18 protein-coding genes are annotated in these 20546 nt (G+C 48.2%); 11 read left to right on the plus strand and 7 right to left on the minus strand.

The genetic code is table 11. The features are described 5' to 3' along the window. Positions 1–7: 7 nt before the first annotated feature. Positions 8–445, minus strand: coding sequence for a response regulator (locus tag ACO0LG_RS16185; protein WP_423028130.1), 438 nt, complete (start codon positions 443–445; stop codon positions 8–10). A gap of 470 nt (positions 446–915) precedes the next feature. Further along, a complete protein-coding gene (locus tag ACO0LG_RS16190; RefSeq protein ID WP_423028132.1) occupies positions 916–1716 on the minus strand; it encodes a M24 family metallopeptidase in 801 nt (266 codons plus the stop codon). A gap of 521 nt (positions 1717–2237) precedes the next feature. On the opposite strand from ACO0LG_RS16190, the gene ACO0LG_RS16195 reads away from it, so the two are divergent. The 9 genes from ACO0LG_RS16195 to ACO0LG_RS16235 all read left to right on the plus strand — a co-directional run bounded on the left by ACO0LG_RS16195 (position 2238) and on the right by ACO0LG_RS16235 (position 11298). Further along, a complete protein-coding gene (locus ACO0LG_RS16195) occupies positions 2238–3095 on the plus strand; it encodes an STAS domain-containing protein (RefSeq protein WP_423028134.1) in 858 nt (285 codons plus the stop codon). A 10-nt stretch (positions 3096–3105) separates the two neighbouring features. Beyond that, positions 3106–3462 (plus strand): STAS domain-containing protein, encoded by a 357-nt coding sequence (locus ACO0LG_RS16200; RefSeq protein ID WP_423020917.1) that lies wholly within the window; start codon positions 3106–3108, stop codon positions 3460–3462. Beyond that, positions 3462–3935 carry an ATP-binding protein gene (locus ACO0LG_RS16205; RefSeq protein ID WP_423028136.1) on the plus strand — a complete coding sequence of 158 codons (474 nt, stop codon included), beginning with the start codon at positions 3462–3464 and terminating at the stop codon, positions 3933–3935. Before ACO0LG_RS16200 ends, ACO0LG_RS16205 begins: the two co-directional genes overlap by 1 nt. After that, complete coding sequence (locus tag ACO0LG_RS16210; RefSeq protein WP_423028138.1) at positions 3923–4945, plus strand: SpoIIE family protein phosphatase; 1023 nt, start codon at positions 3923–3925, stop codon at positions 4943–4945. The genes ACO0LG_RS16205 and ACO0LG_RS16210 overlap by 13 nt, the downstream gene beginning before the upstream one ends. 51 nt (positions 4946–4996) lie before the next feature. Beyond that, positions 4997–6367, plus strand: coding sequence for a sensor histidine kinase (locus tag ACO0LG_RS16215; protein ID WP_423028140.1), 1371 nt, complete (start codon positions 4997–4999; stop codon positions 6365–6367). Positions 6368–6400: 33 nt separating this feature from the next. Then, positions 6401–8302, plus strand: coding sequence for a response regulator (locus tag ACO0LG_RS16220; protein ID WP_423028142.1), 1902 nt, complete (start codon positions 6401–6403; stop codon positions 8300–8302). Between the two features lie 465 nt (positions 8303–8767). Then, positions 8768–9304: a hypothetical protein gene (locus ACO0LG_RS16225; protein ID WP_423028144.1), complete on the plus strand. Its 537-nt coding sequence runs from the start codon at positions 8768–8770 to the stop codon at positions 9302–9304. A gap of 277 nt (positions 9305–9581) precedes the next feature. Further along, entirely contained in the window at positions 9582–10055 is a 474-nt protein-coding gene (locus ACO0LG_RS16230) for a hemerythrin domain-containing protein (protein ID WP_423028146.1), read from the plus strand. A 79-nt stretch (positions 10056–10134) separates the two neighbouring features. Continuing rightward, complete coding sequence (locus ACO0LG_RS16235; protein ID WP_423028148.1) at positions 10135–11298, plus strand: zinc-dependent alcohol dehydrogenase; 1164 nt, start codon at positions 10135–10137, stop codon at positions 11296–11298. A gap of 336 nt (positions 11299–11634) precedes the next feature. On the opposite strand, the gene ACO0LG_RS16240 is transcribed toward ACO0LG_RS16235, so the two are convergent. Continuing rightward, complete coding sequence (locus ACO0LG_RS16240) at positions 11635–12324, minus strand: RNA polymerase sigma factor (RefSeq protein WP_423028150.1); 690 nt, start codon at positions 12322–12324, stop codon at positions 11635–11637. A 254-nt stretch (positions 12325–12578) separates the two neighbouring features. Further along, positions 12579–13076, minus strand: coding sequence for a Csu type fimbrial protein (locus tag ACO0LG_RS16245; RefSeq protein WP_423028152.1), 498 nt, complete (start codon positions 13074–13076; stop codon positions 12579–12581). A gap of 605 nt (positions 13077–13681) precedes the next feature. Here ACO0LG_RS16245 and ACO0LG_RS16250 point away from each other — a divergent pair. Next, positions 13682–14122: a group I truncated hemoglobin gene (locus tag ACO0LG_RS16250; protein ID WP_423028154.1), complete on the plus strand. Its 441-nt coding sequence runs from the start codon at positions 13682–13684 to the stop codon at positions 14120–14122. A 227-nt stretch (positions 14123–14349) separates the two neighbouring features. Here ACO0LG_RS16250 and ACO0LG_RS16255 read toward each other — a convergent pair whose 3' ends face one another. The 3 genes from ACO0LG_RS16255 to ACO0LG_RS16265 form a co-directional block, all read right to left on the minus strand. Beyond that, positions 14350–15477, minus strand: coding sequence for a sensor histidine kinase (locus ACO0LG_RS16255; protein WP_423028156.1), 1128 nt, complete (start codon positions 15475–15477; stop codon positions 14350–14352). 486 nt (positions 15478–15963) lie between these two features. Continuing rightward, positions 15964–17475 (minus strand): hybrid sensor histidine kinase/response regulator, encoded by a 1512-nt coding sequence (locus ACO0LG_RS16260; RefSeq protein ID WP_423028158.1) that lies wholly within the window; start codon positions 17473–17475, stop codon positions 15964–15966. Between the two features lie 42 nt (positions 17476–17517). Then, positions 17518–18993 carry an ATPase domain-containing protein gene (locus tag ACO0LG_RS16265; protein ID WP_423028160.1) on the minus strand — a complete coding sequence of 492 codons (1476 nt, stop codon included), beginning with the start codon at positions 18991–18993 and terminating at the stop codon, positions 17518–17520. 669 nt (positions 18994–19662) lie between these two features. On the opposite strand from ACO0LG_RS16265, the gene trhA reads away from it, so the two are divergent. Then, on the plus strand, positions 19663–20280 hold the full coding sequence (trhA, locus tag ACO0LG_RS16270) for a PAQR family membrane homeostasis protein TrhA (protein WP_423028162.1): 618 nt from the start codon (positions 19663–19665) through the stop codon (positions 20278–20280). Positions 20281–20546: the final 266 nt, after the last annotated feature.

The raw sequence follows: 20546 nt of genomic DNA on the forward strand, positions 1-20546 counted from the left end.
TTACACCTCAGGCAACAGGCAGTTCAACGACTCGCCAATAGTGGTCGAGCATTTCTGTCACACGCATGAAACCATCACCAACATGCTGTTTGACAATATAACCAGCCACATGTTTGGAGTAAGCCATGAGCTTGTCCTGGTCATCCTGTGAAGTGGTCAATACAAATACAACCGCAGACGATAAATTCTTGTCCTGCCGCAGTTCTGCCAGAAACTCCTGCCCATTCATGCGCGGCATATTAATGTCCAGCAAAATCAGGTAAGGACGAGGCAAACCTTCAGGCGAACGCAAAATCTCCAGTGCCTCTACCCCATCATGCGCCCGTACGATAGGGTTGGCGATCTTGAGTTTTTTCAGTGCGCGCTCTATACCCAGCACATCGACATCGTCATCATCGACAACGAGGATAGTCACTGGCCTGGTCTGCGGAATGCTGTCATTCATGTGACACCTTTCGCCTGCGCACAATAATTAATAATACTCCAAGGCAACTTTGTTGCAGCATGTAATTTGTAACGGCCTTTTACAATTGCCCCATGAATTACAAGTCTGCTCTCTCACCCGCCCATTGTCATACTGGCTCTGCTTAGCCATCCATGCGGCATAGACATGGCATTGACCTATATATGCATGCTAGTGCAAATACATCATGCTTACCAAATTTACATTTATATTATGCAATTGTCTATATCGCTGCAATATTGATATGACTAATTTGCATTGTTTTACGCTTTTGTGGTTTAGACAGGATTTGTCATCAAGGAATACTGCGCCGCCTGCATGCCTTTGTATGTAGGCGAATGGCTCGTCAAGCAGCGATGTGGGCGCAGGCAAATTGCAGAAAGGTGTGATGTTTTCTGCTTTACATTTTTGTATGCCTGGTCACTTAAGTCACTTAGATCGCTCAGTCACACTTAAGAGTGACTAAGCAAAGGATAAGATGCTGTCAGTACTTGCGGCACGTCCTCGGTGATCAGCAGCATATGGCTGTAGCAGGCAGATGGATAGTAGTTGCGTTCAATCACCGGCCAATGATCTGTCAATTGCCTGGCACTGGGCTTGGCAGGGTGGGCCAGCACCACCAGGTGCAGCATGCAGCCCGCACTCAAGACATGTTCAGACTCGAACATGCCACGGCGCGGCAAAACCTGCGGCAGCATATGCGCCTGCTCGCCCATGATATGACCAGCAAATAGCTCCGAGATAAACAAGCCAGTCTTGCTGCACGTCTGCTGCAAATGACCGCCTATCGCAGAGACCAGAACCCCAGGCCGGCACATCGATATGCTCTCCTGCAAAATCGCATGACTTGGCCCCAGCAAGTCACCAGCAATGGCCGTGCCTGCGCCTATCTGCACAGTCCAGTTCTGCATGCTGAACGCCCGCTGCTGATGGTGCAGACCAAACGCCAGCTTCACCACATCGCCATCCTTGAGCAGCTTATCGCTACGCGGCACTCCATTCATAATTTCCTGGTTCACACTAATGCTGATAGCAGCCGGAAAACCATTCATCAAAGGCAGCGAGCTATGCACCTCATGCTCCCGCGCGAGCTCGTCTGCCAGCACCGCCACGTCAGCCGTACTGACACCCGCCTGCAAGCGATCGATCAGCCTCGGAAAAATCTGGTTTTGCACAGACGCCAGCGTAGCAATCTGCTGATTGGTTTCAACAGTATTGGCAGGAACAGGCTTGGGTTTTCTGAGCAGGGACATGGCGTGCAGGAAAAATTGTGAGGGATGGCTTACCTTAGCAGAAATGGCATTTTCTGAAAACGATGTCCGACCAGTAGCACTATCACATATAGTCAATACCAGATCGTCGGGCGCATGATAATGCGCCGCATGTGGATATTATCCACAACGGCATTGATGAAGAATTGGGCGCTCGCGCAATCTAATTTGCACGAGCAGTGACCGAACGAATGTATTACTTGAGAATATTTTTACGAGAAATTCAAGGAGCTAAGGTCACAGCAAACAGCGCTTACCGATGAAAGTTTGAGCATGATGAAATTCATCCGCCTGTCATCAGGATATATTGGCATATCCGTAATCAATCATGGCGAGTTGAGTTTTTGCGAAACAAGAAAACCTACATCGCAGTCTCATTAAGATTTGTGCCTCAACTACAATTTTAGTGATATTCTGAGAGTTTCTTATTTATCATGACGGGCTGATGTGCCATGTCATGGACTTTTACCAAAGTTTTGAACCGGGACACTCTGAGGGCAATGATGACTACCAACGAAAACGCAAACCGCATTAGCGATCTGATCAAGCAAAATGAGGCAGCAATTCAATCCGACTGGCTGGCAAATTTGCAAAAGCAGGCCATTCGCACTGACGCCAAGACCATCGATCAGTTGCGTCGTCATTCCACACAGTTGCTGGCTTTGTTGCCAAAAGCGACCTTGAATGGTGGTGTTGATGATATTGATGGCGGTGCCTGGGATGAAGTGCGCAATATGCTGGCAGAAATCTCTGTTGAGCGAGCCAAACAGGGTTCTACGCCCAGTGATACAGCGACCTTTGTGTTTTCTCTCAAGCAGTCTTTATTTCCGGTATTGCGCGACAATCTTGTTGCTGACCCGCTGGCACTCTCAGATGCCTTGTGGCGTGTCAGTAGCCTGCTGGACAAGCTGGGTCTGTTCACGATAGAAATATTCCAGAAGACCCGCGACCAGATCATTGTAAGGCAACAGCAAGAGTTGCTGGAATTATCCACGCCAGTGGTCAAATTGTGGCAAGACGTGCTGGCCCTGCCACTGATAGGTACGCTGGACAGTGCCCGCACGCAAGTGGTCATGGAAAGCCTGTTGCAAAAAATCGTCGATACCGGCGCAGCAATCGCCATCATCGATATTACGGGCGTACCAACCGTAGATACCCTGGTGGCGCAACATTTGATGAAAACCATTGCTGCTGCACGCCTGATGGGTGCTGATTGCATTATCAGTGGCATACGCCCACAAATCGCACAGACTATCGTGCATCTGGGTGTCAATCTTGAAGATGTGGTTACCAAAGCGACGCTGGCTGATGCCTTTGTCGTCGCGCTCGCCCGTGTGGGCGCCTCTGTCGTACGCGCATAGTGAGAATCTGATGGAACGTATACCCATTCTTCGCATTGGTAACCTGCTGTTGGTCACCATACAGGTAGACATGCACGACAGGCTGGCGATGACACTGCAAGACGACCTGACTGAGCGTATCGTCAGCGATGGGGCCAAAGGTGTCCTGATCGATATCTCTGCGCTTGACCTGGTCGATTCATTCATCGGCAGGATGATCAGTAACACCGCTGCGATGGCGCGCGTGCTGGATGCCCAGACCGTGCTGGTAGGCATGCAGCCTGCGGTAGCGATTACCCTGGTAGAGCTAGGCCTGAACCTGCCCGGTGTGAAAACAGCCCTGAACGTTGAAAAGGGCATGGTTCTGTTAGGGAAGAGCTTTCAGTGATGAATAGTTTCGCTCAATCTGAAACAACTATTCAAAACCAGTCACCCTTATTAAGTGAAAAAGACACGCATGTCGTCAACAGCCAACGTCTGCCATTGTTTAGCGATGAGCATGTGGTTGGTGTGCGCAAGCTGGTCAGGGAATATTCGATAGAGATCAAATTGAGCCTGGTAGACCAGACCAAGGTGGTGACTGCGGCGAGTGAACTTGCCCGCAATACCATCAAGTATGGTGGTGGTGGCATCGTCATATGCATGAAATTGCATGATGGTGTGCGTGATGGGGTGAGGCTGGTATTTGGTGACGATGGGCCGGGGATCGTAGATTTGTCCCTTGCCCTTACGGACGGCTATACAACAGGAGGCGGTTTGGGTTTGGGACTAAGTGGTGCAAAGCGCCTGGTAGATGATTTTGAGATTGATACGCGTGTAGGAGAAGGCACGGCTGTGTCAATTACTAAATGGAAAAAATAACGCACTCTTTAGTGCCACATGAGTGGACCAGCATCCAGCATGCCAGCGATATCGCTGCAGCCCGCCGTAGCGGCCAGCGCCTGGCAGGAGATATTAAATTAAATGATGTGAAATGCGGCGAACTGGCCATCATCATTACCGAGCTTGCCACCAATATGCTCAAGCACGCAAATGGTGGGCGGCTGCTATTAACGCAAATTCATGCCGATAACAATGTCGGCATAGAAGCCTTGGCGATGGATGAAGGCCCAGGCATCAGCAACTTGGCAAATGCATTGCGCGATGGCGTTTCGAGTGCCGGAACAGCTGGCACGGGATTGGGTGCCATACGCAGGCTAACGACGGAATTCGATGCTTATACACCGCCAGGCAATGGATCGATTTTCTTTTGCCGCATATGGCGCGATGCCGTGTCCGTTGATTTGCCGCAGTTTGGCGCTGTCTGCGTGCCCTTGGCGAGTGAGACTGAATGTGGTGACGGATGGGCCTTGTCTTTCCAGCGCCGCCTGATTACTTTGATGATGGCAGATGGCCTTGGTCATGGGCCAGAAGCTGCTAAAGCCGCCAAAGAAGCCATTGACACAGTCGCACAGCAACCAGGCAGACGTGTTACTGACCAGATCAATGCCTGTCATCTGGCATTGCGTCCCACCCGTGGTGCGGCACTGGCAGTGGCCGTACTTGACCCCGTAGCACAAGAACTGGTCTTTGCCGGTGTTGGTAATATCAGTGCCTGTATCGTCAATGATGATCAGTCCAAACAACTGGTGTCCCACAATGGCATTGTTGGTCATAATGTGCGCAAGGTGCAGGAATTTACTATCCCCTGCCCGGCATACACACTGATCATCATGCATTCTGACGGCGTCAACACCCAGTGGGATCTTGATAAGCACCCCGGCTTGGCTCATTGTCACCCCGCCATCATTGCAGCACTGCTGCTCAGGGACTTTTCAAGGGGGCGGGATGACGCGACTGTTTTGGTGCTGCGCACACCGGCAATAGCATGATTAATAATTCATTGAGCTCATTGAGCTCAATAAGCACGATGAAATAGCACGATGACACAGACCCGCATACTCCAGGTTGGTATTGATACAGAGCAGGATGTCGTGCTGGTGCGCCAGCGTGCCCGGCAAATATCTGCCTCTCTTAAATTCAGCGCGCAAGACCAGGTCCGTATTGCGACAGCGGTCTCAGAAGTGGCACGTTGCGCTATCAGCAATTCTTCTGGTGGCAGAGCGGTGTTTTCTATTAGTGAAAGTGGTAAGACGCAGCAACTGAATGTGGCCTTGCGCATGTGGGAGGGGAGGGGGAGGCAGGCGCAAATTCAAGGGTTGCCGTCAGATTCATTTTCCCAGGTTGAGCAGTTTGACCACGCTATTATCACGGCTCATCGCCTGATGGACGAGTGTACCGTTGAAAAAGGCAAGGACCATGAAGTCATTGTCACTTTGTTGAAGTCAATGTCGACGCAGCAGCGGGTGGATACGTCAGGCTTGAACAGGATAAGCGAGCATCTGGCCAACACGCCAGTGCAAAATACTTATTCTGAAATGCAGCTGCAAAACCAGGAGCTGGTTGCCACCCTGGCAGAATTGCGCGCCCGCCAGGATGACTTAGTGGAATTGACACATGAGCTGGAAGATACCAATCGTGGCGTCGTAGCGCTGTATGCCGAGATTGAAGAAAAAGCAGAACGGCTGAGACGGGCCGACGAAATGAAGTCACGATTTTTGTCGAACACCAGCCATGAATTGCGCACGCCGCTAAGCTCTATCCGCGCTTTGGCTGCCATGCTGCTGGACCGCATGGACGGTGAACTGACAGAAGAGCAGGAACGACAGGTAGGTTTTATCGCCAAAGCCGCCAATGATTTGTCTGATCTCGTCAATGACCTGCTGGACCTGGCTAAAATTGAGGCTGGCAAGGTTGAGATGCAAATTGCCCCAGTTGATGTCAGTCATCTGTTTAGTGGCTTGAAAGGGGTCTTGCGCCCGCTCGCGCAAAGCCCTGAGGTTGAACTGAATTTCGTGCTGCCTGCCACTACGCAGATACTGATGTCGGATGAAGGAAAAATATCGCAAGTGTTGCGTAATTTCATTTCCAACGCCTTAAAATTTACTGAAGCAGGCAGTATTACCATCTCGCTGGCAGAAGCTGATGAGGCTACTGTGAAGTTTTTGGTAGAAGATACCGGCATAGGCATAAGCCAGGAAAACCTGCCTCTGATTTTTGAAGAATTCAGCCAGATTGAGCATCAACTGCAGCGTCGGGTAAAAGGCACAGGCCTGGGATTACCTTTGTGCCTTAAATTAGCCAAACTCCTGGGTGGAGCAGTAGATGTGACATCCGAGGTAGGTAAGGGGTCAGCGTTTTATCTGAGCATCCCCCGCCAGTACCAGGGTTCGCTTACCCAGACTGACTCATGATCAATTTTTGGCTATAGCAGAAAGTTTACTGCCATGAAAAACAATACCATCACGATCTTGAACGTTGACGACAACGATGGCGCACGTTATTTCAAGACGCGTATTTTAAAAAATGCCGGATTTGATGTTGTCGAGGCAGCCAACGGTACTGATGCACTGACACTGGTCAGCAAGGTAATGCCCGCCCTGGTATTACTCGACGTAAAACTGCCCGACATCAATGGCATCGAAGTATGCAGGCGCATCAAGGAAGAACTGCGTACCGCCAGTATTCTGGTGTTGCAGACTTCGGCCGCATTGACTGGCCGTGACGATAAAATTCGCGGGCTTGATGGTGGTGCCGACAATTATTTGGCAGCGCCTATTGAAGCTGACGAACTGATTTGCAACGTCAATGCCTTGCTGCGTCTCAGGCAGACTCAGGCAGATTTGCGTAATAGCGATGAACGCTTCCGCCAGCTTACCGACAATATCGATGATGTTTTCTGGATGTTTTCATTGGACAATTCAGAATTGCTGTATGTGAGCCAGGGCTATGAATCTTTCTGGGGGAGGCCAAATTTCGACTTGCAAGAAAACTCCAAAGACTGGATGAACAGCATCCATCCAGAAGACCGGGTCGAGGCTTTGGCAAGGTGGGACGGCTTATGGCATGGGCAAGCCTATGAATACGAGTACAGGCTGATCCAGCCAAAAGGAAGTATACGCTGGGTACGTGACCGCGCATTTCTGGTACCCGACTCAGATGATGTTCCTTATCGGATTGCCCGTATCACCAGCGACATATCTGTACGTAAGGAGATGGAAGGCTTGCTCCACAAGGCCGATGCCAATAAAAACAACTTCCTGGCGACGCTGGCGCATGAACTTCGCAATCCCTTAAGCCCTATCCGCAATGCCGTGTTGTTGATGTCGCAAACGGATGATCATGCAAAGCAGGAGAGTGCCCGTCACATCATTTCGCGTCAACTCGATCACTTGACCCATCTGGTCGATGACTTGCTGGACGTTGCGCGTATCTCTGAAGGTAAGTTAACCCTGAGAATGCAGGAAGTGGAGCTCAATGCCGTGCTGTCTGCCGCAGTGGAAACCATCACCCCGGCAATGGCAAAGCGCCAGCATACTTTTGTATTCCATCCCCCCACCCAGCCTATCTGGTTAAGTGGCGATCCGACCAGGTTGGCCCAGGCTGTAGGCAACCTGCTGCATAACGCTGCCAAATTCACCAATATCGGCGGGTTAATAGAACTGGCGGTGACGCTGTCTGACAAGCAGGTCAGTATCAGCGTACGCGATAACGGCATAGGGATTACCACCTATAATTTGCCGCGTATTTTTTCCATGTTTGCACAAGGTGAACATGCGCCGGACAGTTTGCATGAAGGGCTGGGTATCGGTCTTTCGCTGGTATCCAATCTGATCTGGATGCATGGTGGCAATCTGACTGCTGACAGTGCGGGCACCAACCAGGGCTCAGTCTTTACCATACACTTGCCTTTGCTGGAGAAGATATGTGAAGCCGGTGAGCAGGTAAGTCTTGCGGGTGAAGCGGTGGTACTGGAGAGTGCTTCAACTGAACATGCGCGCATACTGCTGGTGGACGATAATATCGATTCTGTCGAAATAATGGGTGCCTTGCTGGAAGCTCTTGGACATACCGTTTATACAGCGACCAATGCGCAGACCGCGATCAAGCTGGCGCTTGAACATTTGCCAGAAGTGATCGTTCTTGATATCGGTCTTCCTGACACTGATGGCTATGAACTGGCGCGCATCCTGAGAGCCAAACCTGAATTTGCAACTACCCGCCTGGTCGCCCATACCGGTTATGGTTCACCGCAAGACCGTCTCAAAACAAGCCAGGCGGGCTTTGATTATCACCTGGTGAAGCCGGCGGATTTTGACGCACTGAATGAAGCAGTACGCTTACACTGACAGGTATTCTCAGTTAGTGTAAGGGCAGATAAGCTGTCTGGGTTCAACGCTGTTTGCGGTATGTTGATATCGCAGGCGGCGATGACAGCGTTAGTTTATTTTGCAAGAGCTTCCTGAAAATCTTTTTCTCCTGTTTGCACGGTTCCCTATTTCTGCAAGCATGCATGTTTTTTCCTCCCCGTCACTGAAATGAACACTCTTGTTAATTGTCCGGTGTTCGTTAGCGCATCCCACCTGAACTTGTCACACCTAAATGATATCGAGGCTGTCACCAAGTGCATATCTTCATGACTAAAAATTACATTCTTGGCATGTACGCCTACGCTCTGCAAGCGCATCTACTGACTGTGCCCGTTTGTAACGCCATCTAAGATGACATCACTGGTTAAACAAACCAGCAATCAATACCTGCGCAATATGTGCGAAGGCTTTACCCATAAGCCGTGTCATTCATGGAGAAATACAATGTCAACAAATTCTACAAGCAAAGATGAAGGCTCTTCTGGCTCTTCAAAATCGTCTGACTCAATAAGAACTCAGGGCGGCACGCATGAACAGCATGTGAAAGCGGGACAGCAAAGTCATAAAAATGACGATAAAGATTCTGGTGACAGCAAATCTGCCAATAAGGCTGATAACAAATCCGGCAGTGCTTCTTCCGGTAGCGATTCAACATCCGCTTCATCCTCAGGCGCAAAATCAGATGCCTCGTCTAATTCAAAGACTGACGGTAAATCAGATTCTTCATCTGGTTCAAAATCAACCTCGTCCAACGGTGCCCATACGGGCACGCAAGGCGGTACACATGAGCAGCATGTAAAAGCTGGCCAGCAAAGTCACAAGAATGATGATAAAGGTGATGGCAGCAACTCAGATAGTAAGTCTGCCCGCTCTTCTGATCATGGTGATTCAAAACCTGGTTCTTCATCTAAGTCTCACCCGGGTTCTGGTTCAACAGCAGACTCTGGCTCGAAATCAGACAACAGTTCTAAAAGCCGTTAATTGGCCGCAGAATTTTTGGTAACAAAAAGTGATAGCGAAGGGCACCTGAACATGGTGCCTTTTTTTATGAATAGTCGATTTGTAGTTCAATCAAGCATGGTTAATATCAACAGGGCGCATAGAAAATCCCTCCTACATGACGCAGCGTCACCACCTACGCTTACTCATCAGCTTTACTGACTGTCATAAACAGGTTCACCGCCTATTCTCTTGTCTGGTCGCAATCAAATTACACGGCCATTTTAACCATACAGCCATCGCCCAACAGGAGAAAGCCATGTCAACACCCGCCCACCAGGACGCCATCAGTTTATTGGAAGCAGATCATCGTGAGGCTGAAGATTTATTCGCTCAGTATGAAAAAGCAAAAGACGCCGAAAAAACAGAAGAAAAATTTGAGATCGCGCGCAAGGTTTGCGCTGCCTTATTGATCCATATGCAGGTTGAAGAAACCATCTTTTATCCTGCCGCACGCGCTGCCCTGGATGAAGAGGGTGATGATCTGCTCAATGAAGCAGAAGTCGAACATAACGGTGCCAAAGACCTCATCAAGCAATTGGGTGAAACAAAGCCTGACGACCCGATGTTTGATGCCAAGGTCAAAGTGCTCAGCGAGCAGATTGAACACCATGTGGATGAAGAAGAAAACGAACTTTTCCCTAAACTCAAAAAAACCGATCTTGATCTCGATAGCCTCGGTGATGAAATGGCGCAGGCCAAAGAAGATCTGAAAGAACAACTAGGCGCTTGAGTTTTGTTGAACTGTAGTTGATTTTGAAGAGCTGCATCACCGTGCAGCTTTCTTTTTGTTATATCCACCGGAGATACCCATGAAAGCATTGAGTTACCACGGCAGCCATCACGTTCAAGTAGATACGGTTCCTGATCCAGTCTTGCAAGAAAGCGATGACCTTATTCTGCGTGTCACTGCCACTGCGATCTGCGGTTCTGACCTGCATCTGTATCGCGGCAAAGTACCGCAGTTGAAACATGGCGATATTTTGGGCCATGAGTTCATGGGCATTGTTGAAGAAACCGGCTCCGGTGTACAAAACATCAAAAAGGGTGACCGCGTTGTGATCCCTTTCGTCATCGCTTGCGGCAGTTGCTTCTTTTGCGCACAACAGCAATTTTCTGCGTGCGAAACGACCAATACAGGTGAAGGTGGACTCTTGAACAGCAAGCACATCAAGCCACCAGCGGCACTGTTTGGTTTTAGCCATATGTATGGTGGTATCCCTGGAGGACAGGCAGAATTCGTGCGTGTGCCTAAAGCCAATGTTGGCCCGCTAGTTGTTCCGTCATCGCTGGCTGACGAACAAGTCTTGTTCCTCAGCGATATTTTGCCGACTGGTTACCAGGCAGTATTGAATGCCGAAGTAAAACCAGGTTCTACGCTGGCCATTTTTGGTGCAGGCCCAGTCGGCCTGATGGCCGCAGCTTGCGCACGAATGAAAGGCGCATCAAAAATATACATGATAGACCACCACGCATACCGCTTGGAATTTGCCAGGGAAACCTATGGCATTGTGCCCATCAATTTTGATGATACTGATGCTGCCGAATTTATTATCAGTGATACGCAGGGTCGTGGTGTCGATGCCGTGATTGATGCTGTCGGTTTTGAAGCGAAAGGCAGCGCACTCGACACCGTACTGACGGGTTTGAAGATTGAATCCAGCAGCGGCAGTGCCTTGCGCCAGTGTATTGCTGCCGTGCGTCGGGGTGGTGTCGTCAGTGTCCCTGGTGTGTATAGCGGTTTTATCCATGGCTTCTTGTTTGGCGATGCCTTTGACAAGGGATTGACAATACGCATGGGCCAGACCCATGTACAAAAACTGATGCCAGAATTGTTGGGATTGATTGAAGAAGGCAAACTGCGGCCAGACGCCATCATTACGCACAGAATGAAATTAAGCGAAGCAGCAGAAGCTTACAAAATCTTCGATAAAAAAGAACAGGATTGCCGCAAGGTCGTGCTGACACCTGACTAATGTTCAAGAGATAGCAAAGTTTTTGTTGCGAAAGCTTTGAAGCTAGAGTGTTGGAGCAGAAGGTGATGCTTGCTTGTATATTGTTACAGTGCCCCTGCGTTGATGATTTTTGCTCAGCATCGTAGTCAGCTGCATCGTGATCACGCAGCTCCATATCCGTCGGCTCCACTCCAAAACTCTCGAATGTTCATATGTCTCAATTCCAAGCAGCCATCAATTCTTACCCATGAGCTGCTAAATTAAATTTGAATGACACAGTCTCTAACTGACGGGCTGCTGGCAGCGAATTATCTGCCAAACATCTTGATTCATATCTTCCTCTATTTAGCAATCTTGCTAGTCTTTGAAGTCATCAGTGCGTTGACTCGCTGTTACTGACTGACGTACAAGTCTTAGGCCGCCTACAAATTCACATGCGTCTTTACGCGGGCTTAGTTCGGCAAGCACGTTACCATTTGCCAACACGCGCATTTTTGCAAGGCCTCTACGGATTGCAGTTTTTACAGTGCCGATAGGACGGTCGAGCCGTGCAGCAACTTCATATTGCGTCAGGTCAGCAAAATAACTAAGAGAAATGGTTTGACGTTGCAGACTATCAAGTAAAGTTAGGCATTGCGCCAGGGTACGACTGTCGCTCAAGGCCTGAAGCCCACTATCCAGCGATGTGCTGTCTGCATAAGTTGGCGCAAATGTATTGTCGCTGATGTCATAGTTAATTTCGAGGATTGACCTGGTTTGTTTGCGATAGAGGTCGTAGGCTTTGTTACGCATGATTGTTGATAGCCAGGCCATGGGTGTGGACATATTGCAGCGGTAACTACTAGCATGCACCCAAATGGCGATAAAACCTTCTTGTACCACTTCTTCCGCCAGTTCACGACGGCGGATGATGTTCAACACTATTGCAAGCATATTGAAATAGATAGCGTCATGTAATTGCCGAAAAGAGACTTGATCGTTTTCTGCAATCTGAGATATCCAGACTTCAAGTTGTATCTGACAGGCTTCTTCATCATGTTTGCGCATGGGCAGCTTTCGACGTTGTCGAATCTTCGGAAGGCGTTGCTGCAAATAATTTTATGACGGGCAATTTGTCGTACAGGTACAGATTGAGATTTTCTCGCAGATTAAGGCACATCATTTTGTAAATGCGCTAAGCCTTACAATGTGCGTGCCTTGAAAGATACGCCGCCATTTGCAATGAATGCGCTTTAAAACCTTTCAAATAAGCATTAAATCAGATTTTTCTAAACTCAATCATTGCATCAATGAAAAAGTGGTCAATAAGTCAACGTAACGGTCACAGTATCGCTATACACACCAGCGGTCACACTTTGTCCGGCAGGCACCCTGCCATACACAGAAATGGATTGGGCTGCGCCAGTACCTGTACCAATAGAGGTATCGGTACCCACAGTGTTGCCCCAAACAGTGCTGCGGCCAGAATCCTTATAAAGGGAATAATTCAGGGTGCCGCTGACAGAGCCGGTCATTTTGCGGACTGCCATCGTTGCGCCCGAACCGCCGCCGGCATCCAACCCAACGTTATAAGATGTGCCATTGGTACAAGTCACGCTGACGGCAGCGCTATTGTCGATCTGGCTGCTGGCATAAGTGCCAAAAGCCAGGGAGGCACCCGTCACAGAACAAGCCGACAGGACGGTGGCAGACACTGACAGGCTGCCCGTAGAGGTCGCTGCAAAGCTGGTGGCAGAAACGCACAGGCAGATAGCAGCGAATAATGTTGTGATCAGACGATGACGGTTTACGTTGGGCATGATGTTTTCCTCAGACTACATTATCGAATTCGGGTTCTGTTGCAGGTCGGTTTTTCATATTTCTGGAGGACCGCGCTTTGATAGAACTTTATGCCAAACCAATTTTCTGCGGTATCAGGGTATGCCTGAGTTTTGCCTTATATCACTAAGGGTTTTCCTGATATAGATAAAATAATTATTGTCCTTTTAAAACCTATTGAGACCCCCTTCAGCCGAAAAGTAGTGTTTTAAGTTGATTGTTTTTTTTACCAAAAACTTTTTCACTTGCCAGTTTCAGTGGTTGTAAAGTGGCTGTGGTCATTGAGTTTGGATATCGGCGCACTACGGAATTGGCCGTTATTTTTAATAAGAGTAGGTGGTAGTGAACATGAGAATGTTGGTACCCAGCATGATGATTTTGATTTGCAAAAAAAGTTGTTATTTATTTAAATTTATATTAAATTAACAACAATTAACTGTCTTTTATGTTTTCCCCGGCTAACTTGAACCTTTCGGCACACCTTCTTGAGAAATCGCAATTCCTTCAGCATTGGTCTTCGTATGAGAAATACAACGGCTGTTGAATTGAAATTAAGAATCGAGGTGTTTTGATAAAAGGAACTGGTATGAACATGATCCACACATGCAAGTCGATTGTGCTTGCCACTATCTTGGCTTCGGGCTTGCAAACAGCAATTGCCCAGGCAGAGGAAGATACTCTCTACAAAAGTCTGGGTGGCAAGTCAGGAGTTAACAGAATTGTTAATGAATTTATAGCAATTATCGTTGCAGATCCTCGTATCGATAATTTCTTTAAAACGACTGATACAGAGCGTCTTTCTGCATTACTGATAGACCAATTTTGTCAATTGAGCGGTGGGCCATGTGTATATCAAGGTCGTGATATGGATAGTGCACACGAAGGGTTGAAAATTAGGTCTTCTGACTTCTATGCAGTCACCGAGGATCTACAAATCGCCATGGAGAACTGTCAGATACCATCTTATACGGCGAACAAATTGATCGCTAAGTTGGCATCAATGAAAAGGGTCATTGTAAAAAAATAGTTTTAAGAAAGGCTCATGGAAATGCTGCGCATTATTTTTGGCAACGATTCTTTTTCAGCCTGAGTGCACCGGTCTTAAGTGCGTACTAGAGCCTGGCTTTTTTTTGCACGTCCTTTGGCACGGCGATGGCGCATCCTTAGTTTGCCTCAATTTCGGCACGGCCGGCTACCAGCCCGGACCGGTGGCGGCCCACGAAGATGACTGCCGCGTGTGCTCTATCCATACCTTCAAGATTGTGGAACAAATGGACGGCAGTCCACAGGAATATCTATAAGAAAAGTTGTCCCCAGTTCTTCAGAGCTATCAACCAGAACACTTCCGCCATGACTTTCTGCGACGGTTTTTACGAAATGCAGTCCAATACCCCAACTGGGTGTGGTAGTAACATTATCTTCACGACGTAAATAATCAAAAATATTGTTGTGCATGTCTTTTGGAATGGGGTTGCCCATATTGTGGACGCTCAGCATTAATCTACCGTGTGCCTGATGGACTCTGGTACTGACTGTTTTATTGTCACCATATTTGATCGCATTGTTAATCAGGTTTTCCAAAGCTCTGCGTAATGAGTCCTTGCACCAATATCCAATGACTGCTTCATTCGTTTCACATCCAATATTACAATCAAAATTTTGATAATATTGGTCACATACTTCGCTAGCTAATTCACTGAGGTCGAATTGTGAGAGATCAAGCGTTAAACTGGTGTTGCCTTGTAGCGTAAGCGCGTCCACCAATTCACCCATCATGGCACCTAAGCGCTTGGCGTTAGAGGCGATTTTAGAGGAAAATTTCTTAGCTACTTCCATGTCAGTAGTCATACTGATCAGTTGAGCACCATTGGCGATGACTGCCAGGGGCGTGCGCATATCGTGCGAAAGAGCAGCTGCCAATTTACCGCGCAATATCTCGTGACTGGCTGTGAAAGCCCGAATCGCTTCGCGTGTGGCAGTGTTAATAGACTGATCGATAATTGTCCAGTGGTGTTCAGTGAGATCAACGCGTCCTTTCGTAACGATAGCAATTATCTCCCTGAAAATCTGGTATTCGTGAATTACCTGATCGGGACCATACAAGGTCATGCGTGCTCGTTCACCACCATGAACGGAAGCAGCATTGTTATTGCTGGTCGCATCTTTGCGAGGGTAGTCTGGACTTAAAGCTTCAGCAATATTGTCGTAGAACGCCGGAAGTGTATTGATTAATACTGGCCCAAGCAAGCTGCTGGCACCTGGCACCCGCGCTCTGATTTCCTGTTCCCAACGCGCCATCACTGCTTCGCGAATGGAGATAAATTGCAAGGAAATCGAGGAAAGGTCACCCGCTGCCGAGCTTTGATCTGTTGCCAATTTCATGCCTACTCCACAAAGAGCCGATTCAATAACAAAACTTTAAAGCAGATTCAGTTGCTATGAGCCGCTCCAATTGGGGAATCTGATGTAAATCAGGTAAACAGCTATGGCGTAGCCTTGCATTCTACCACTACCTGCCAGTAGCGCGATCACAGCATATTTTATCCATAAACACGTCAGTTCAATTGGTCAAGCAATGGGAAGTTTTTCAGTCATCAATATGCGCTCAAGAACTGTACATTGCATATAAAAGTGATTGCTCTTTGCGTGCCCCTGTCTACATCTTGCTTGCAGTACAAGCATAGCACTATGTCTAGCGAGGCGGAAATTATCACATTGGGAAGGCGGCACACGGCGCATCTGCAAGGCGACTAACACGGTGAAACAAGAAGAGCTCTCACTGCTTGCAAAGTAGAAGCAGCTACCTCTTTCTATGTTTTTACTGAGTGCTGCACGACTATCTGTATAGTGGGAGTTCTTAGGTTCCAATTAACTCAGTTGCGCTAACAGGCGCATTAACGCATCCATGTCAACAGGCTTTACCATATGGTGATCAAAGCCAGCTTCTGATGACCGCTGCCGGTCTATATCTTGGCCATATCCCGTGATTGCCACAAGCATCGTGTCTGCCATTGTAGGTAATCGACGCAGATTCTTGGCTAACTGTGTACCATCCATATCGGGCAAACCAATGTCCAGCAGGCAGGCATCTAAAGACGCTGTTTTTGCTACATCCAGGGCTGCTTTGCCACTATGCACTATTTTTACGCTACACCCAGCAAGTTCCAAATACATGCCCAGCATGGATGCCGCGTCTTCATTGTCATCCACGACAAGCACATTAATATTTCCCGTGGCCGGTTTCAGCTTTATGGCAGGTTCGTTCTCAATCGTTGGTACCGGATAAAATCGAGGAAGTGTTATAGTAAACTTACTGCCAAGGCCTAAGCCATCACTATTGGCTGTCACGGTACCACCGTGAAGTTGAACTAAATTCTGTACTAATGCCAGTCCTATTCCCAATCCGCCTTGCGTCCGGTCTGAAGATCGCTCTGCTTGCGCAAACATATCAAAAATACAATTTATAGTCTTTGGTTCAATCCCAATACCGTTATCGCGAATAATAAAGACAATCGAATCGGCGTCACTGTTCATACTCAGCGTAATCTCCCCGCCCTCCAGCGTGTATTTGGCCGCATTATTCAGCACGTTCGACAAGATCTGAATTAGCCGTTTAGGATCGCCTCTTATGTAAACAGGGTCGGAAGTTGTTTGCAGTGTAAGGTGGTGATGACGGGCTTCCAGCAATGGTCGCACTTGCTCTATCGCATTCGTGGCGATATGCCTTGCATCAAGGACCTCTTCCTTGAGTGTGACCAGGCCACGCGATACTCTGGACACATCCAAAAGATCATCGATTAATCCGGTCATGTGTTTCACTTGGCGAGAAATGATGTCGCTCGTGCGCTTGATTCTTTCTGGCGCTAAATTCGGGAAATTCAATAAATCGGAGGCGGCACTGATAGGGGCAAGTGGATTGCGCAGTTCATGCGCAAGCATCGCCAAAAATTCATCCTTGCGACGATCCACTTCACGCATCGCATATTGGCGCTGTCTCCCACGAAAGGCCGACATTGCAGCACTGATCAGCGTCACCCCTTGAAGTGGGCGTTCTAACAAAGTGATATTACCTAATTGAAAAAAATTAGATGCATGTCGAGATTCTACTTCCCTCTTAGTTAAAATTAAGATCGGAAAATCTGACCACGCTGGTTGGCTACTCAAAAATTGATTTAAAAATTTGAGAAGATATGCACTAAGCGCTTCGTCTGCGACGATCAAAGCTGCGGCACCCACGCGCAGCTCTGTTAGTACTTCTAGATCGCTTCTGCAAATAAAGGTGTCCATCTTGATGCGCTGAATCAATTGGTCTACCAGGCGTGCATCCTTTCCAATTGGTGCAAAAATTAATATTCTGCTTTCCACGGTGGCTTTTTCCATTGCGAAATTAAAATTGATACAAAGACAGCCTGCCTCAGAAGATCACGCTTCTTCTTTGTTTAATAAAATAGGTACACCAGTAAGTATTCCCTGGAAGCTGTCAAGAACCGGACCTACTTCGATACCAGATTTCGTAATGTTAAACCGACGTAAAGTGGTTTCATGTGCGCTACCTCGCTTTTTGAACACAGAGATGGCTTTAGCTATAGCTCCTCGCACCTCGAAATATCGCAAAATTAAGACATTGTCTGCCATGTAGCTAACATCAATGCCGGTTGTCATCGCGCCGACAATGCCTTGTTGCACCCCGATCAAAAAAGTTGCTACACCACGTTGTCCCAAATATCTGAGTACCTCGTGCAAATGCGTGGTTAAAAAACCTGCTTCAGGCATGGCATTCAGATAGCCATTAAGGCTGTCAATAACAATAATCTTCGCCCCGTTATCGGCCGCACTGCACACCGCGTGCGTGAATTCACCAGGACTCATTTCGGCGGGATCAATTTGATGAACCTCCAACAACCCTGCTTCATATGACGGACGCAGATCCATACCTATACCGACGCATCGGTTTAGCAGTGTATTGAACGATTCCTCGAATAAGAATATGGAGGCCCGCTGTCCAGCATCAGTAACGGATTTTACAAATTGTATCGCTAAAGTCGATTTTCCCGTCCCAGGAGGGCCAGAGATTAACGTACTCGACCCTTCTTCGATACCCCCTCCTAACAAGGAGTCGAACTCAGAAATTCCACTAGGAAACTGGGCGCGTCGTGCAAGTTCACGACTTTCAGCAGCGATGATTCGGGGATAAACTACGATCCCTCCAGTGATAATCGTATAGTCGTGTGGCCCGCGCCTGAATGCGACACCACGATACTTGATGACTCGAACGAGACGTCTTTCTGCGCCATACTCAGAGTCTGTCTGCTGTAAAGTAATCACGCCATGAGCGATACTGCGGACTTGTTGATCGCCCCGTACGGCTGTCTTGTCGTCCAGGAGAAGGGCTGTACATGCGCGCTTAGCAAAATATTGCTTGAGCGCTAGAACATGGCGACGATAGCGCAACGCGCTCCCCGACAGTAGTTGCAACTCTGATAGCGAATCCAGAACGATACGACTGGGATTTAACTTCTCGACCATTTCAAGAATTAAGAGATTTGTTTCTCCCAACTCAACTTCGGACGGGTGAAGAACAGTATATTGCTCACTTGGATCAAGGAGGCTTTCTTCCGGAATGACTTCATGGACATGCACACCTTCCATTGACAAACCGTGCGCATCTGCTACTGCTCGCAGTTCTACCTCATTTTCTGCCAAAGTAACATACAAAACCGTCTCACCGCGCTTCACCCCTTCGATTAGGAATTGAAGGGCTATCGTGGTCTTGCCTGAACCTGGATCACCTTCAAGCAAATATAAACGTTCTTTGGTCAACCCTCCGCCAAGAACATTGTCTAGTCCCGGGATTCCGATTGATACAAAAGCATTTGTCAAAGAATTCTGTGCAGTCATATCAACCTTCGTTTATGCGCCTAGTACAACATGCCTTGCCTCACGCGTGTTGCATGGGTTAAAGGAGAATCTACTATTATACAAGCAAGATCTTCCATAGCGCATAAACGCCTCTGCCACTCATTATTCGATCTGAAGCTGAGAAGCGGCGGTTGAAGGTGAGTTGGACCAGTTCACAATCCAGCAAACGAAAAAATGGAATGAGCGCACGTTAGACACGGTAATGGCTCATAGGTCCGGGATATCCTTCCGTTGTATAGCAGGATCATGCTTGGTCTTCAGCGATTTGCCAGGCTGCTGCGGCAGTAAACGATTAACCACAGTCACAGGGTTCGATTAATAGCGTTCATGTGCCCAGCCTGCGGGCGTCACTGCATGTCAGCGTGTTTTAATCGACCGACTGTTTCAGCTTTATCTAACCAGATGGAACGAAAAGTATCTTCAATATACCTTGTAAAATGTTATCCAGCGGCCACTTACCGATAAAAGGGAGCGAGTACTCAGTGACAGTATTGATCCATTAAATGGCGCCACTCGATTGGAAAGAACTGAAATTTGATAGGTTGCGTAACCGTGGTGGTCTTCGCCAGTACGTGTGCAACGCGCCCACGCAAAATACAATATCTGGGCCGTAGCTTTCAATAGTGAGAATTTTGTAGGGGAATACGCATGTATTATGGAGAGCGCTTTAACAGCATTACCCACGCGGTGGGTGCTGCACTGGCGGCAGTGGGCGGCGTATCGCTGATTACGATAGCAGCTCGCGGTGGTGACTATTGGAAGATTGTTAGTTTTAGCATTTACGCTGCCACGCTATTTGCCCTGTATTTTACATCTGCGCTGTATCACAGCTCCCAAGGGCCCGCCAAAGATGTATTGCGTCGGCTCGACCATTGCGCGATCTACTTGCTAATTGCTGGTACCTATACGCCATTCACACTGGTCAGCCTCAAGGGGACTTGGGGTTGGTCGCTGTTCGGCGTGGTGTGGGGGCTTGCTGTTGCTGGTGTCCTGCAAGAGTTGTGGTACGCCAAAGGAGCACGGTTAATGTCATTGCTGATCTACGTGGTGATGGGCTGGGTTGGCGTGATCGCTGCTAAGCCGCTCATCAATGCGCTCACCATAGACGGCTTCTGGTGGCTGGCAGCAGGCGGTGCACTTTACACTGGCGGCATCGCGTTTTATGCCACAGATCACAAATGGCGTCACGGACACGGGGTGTGGCACCTCTTCGTACTTGGCGGAAGCATGTGCCATTTTGGTGCTGTATTGCTGTATGTGGCTTAACCGAGGAACAAGCAGAGCGATGTGACGACTACAGCAGTGCCAATTGCTGATTTAGCATCGACAGAATGATTTCCAACTGGAGTTCTTCTGATTTAACTAATCAGCCAATAAGCTTTATTGAATGCCTTCAGCGATAGCTTATTGGCCCGCCACTCCAATCACGCTCTTGGCACGCATGTAGTCTTTTTCCAGGCTCGCACGATTTCAGCGTTTTTACCCTCATTGTTGACGAATAAGTGAAGAAAATAAAACCACTATGAATCTTG

This window comes from Undibacterium sp. Ji42W, assembly GCF_049340405.1.
Lineage (GTDB): Bacteria > Pseudomonadota > Gammaproteobacteria > Burkholderiales > Burkholderiaceae_D > Undibacterium.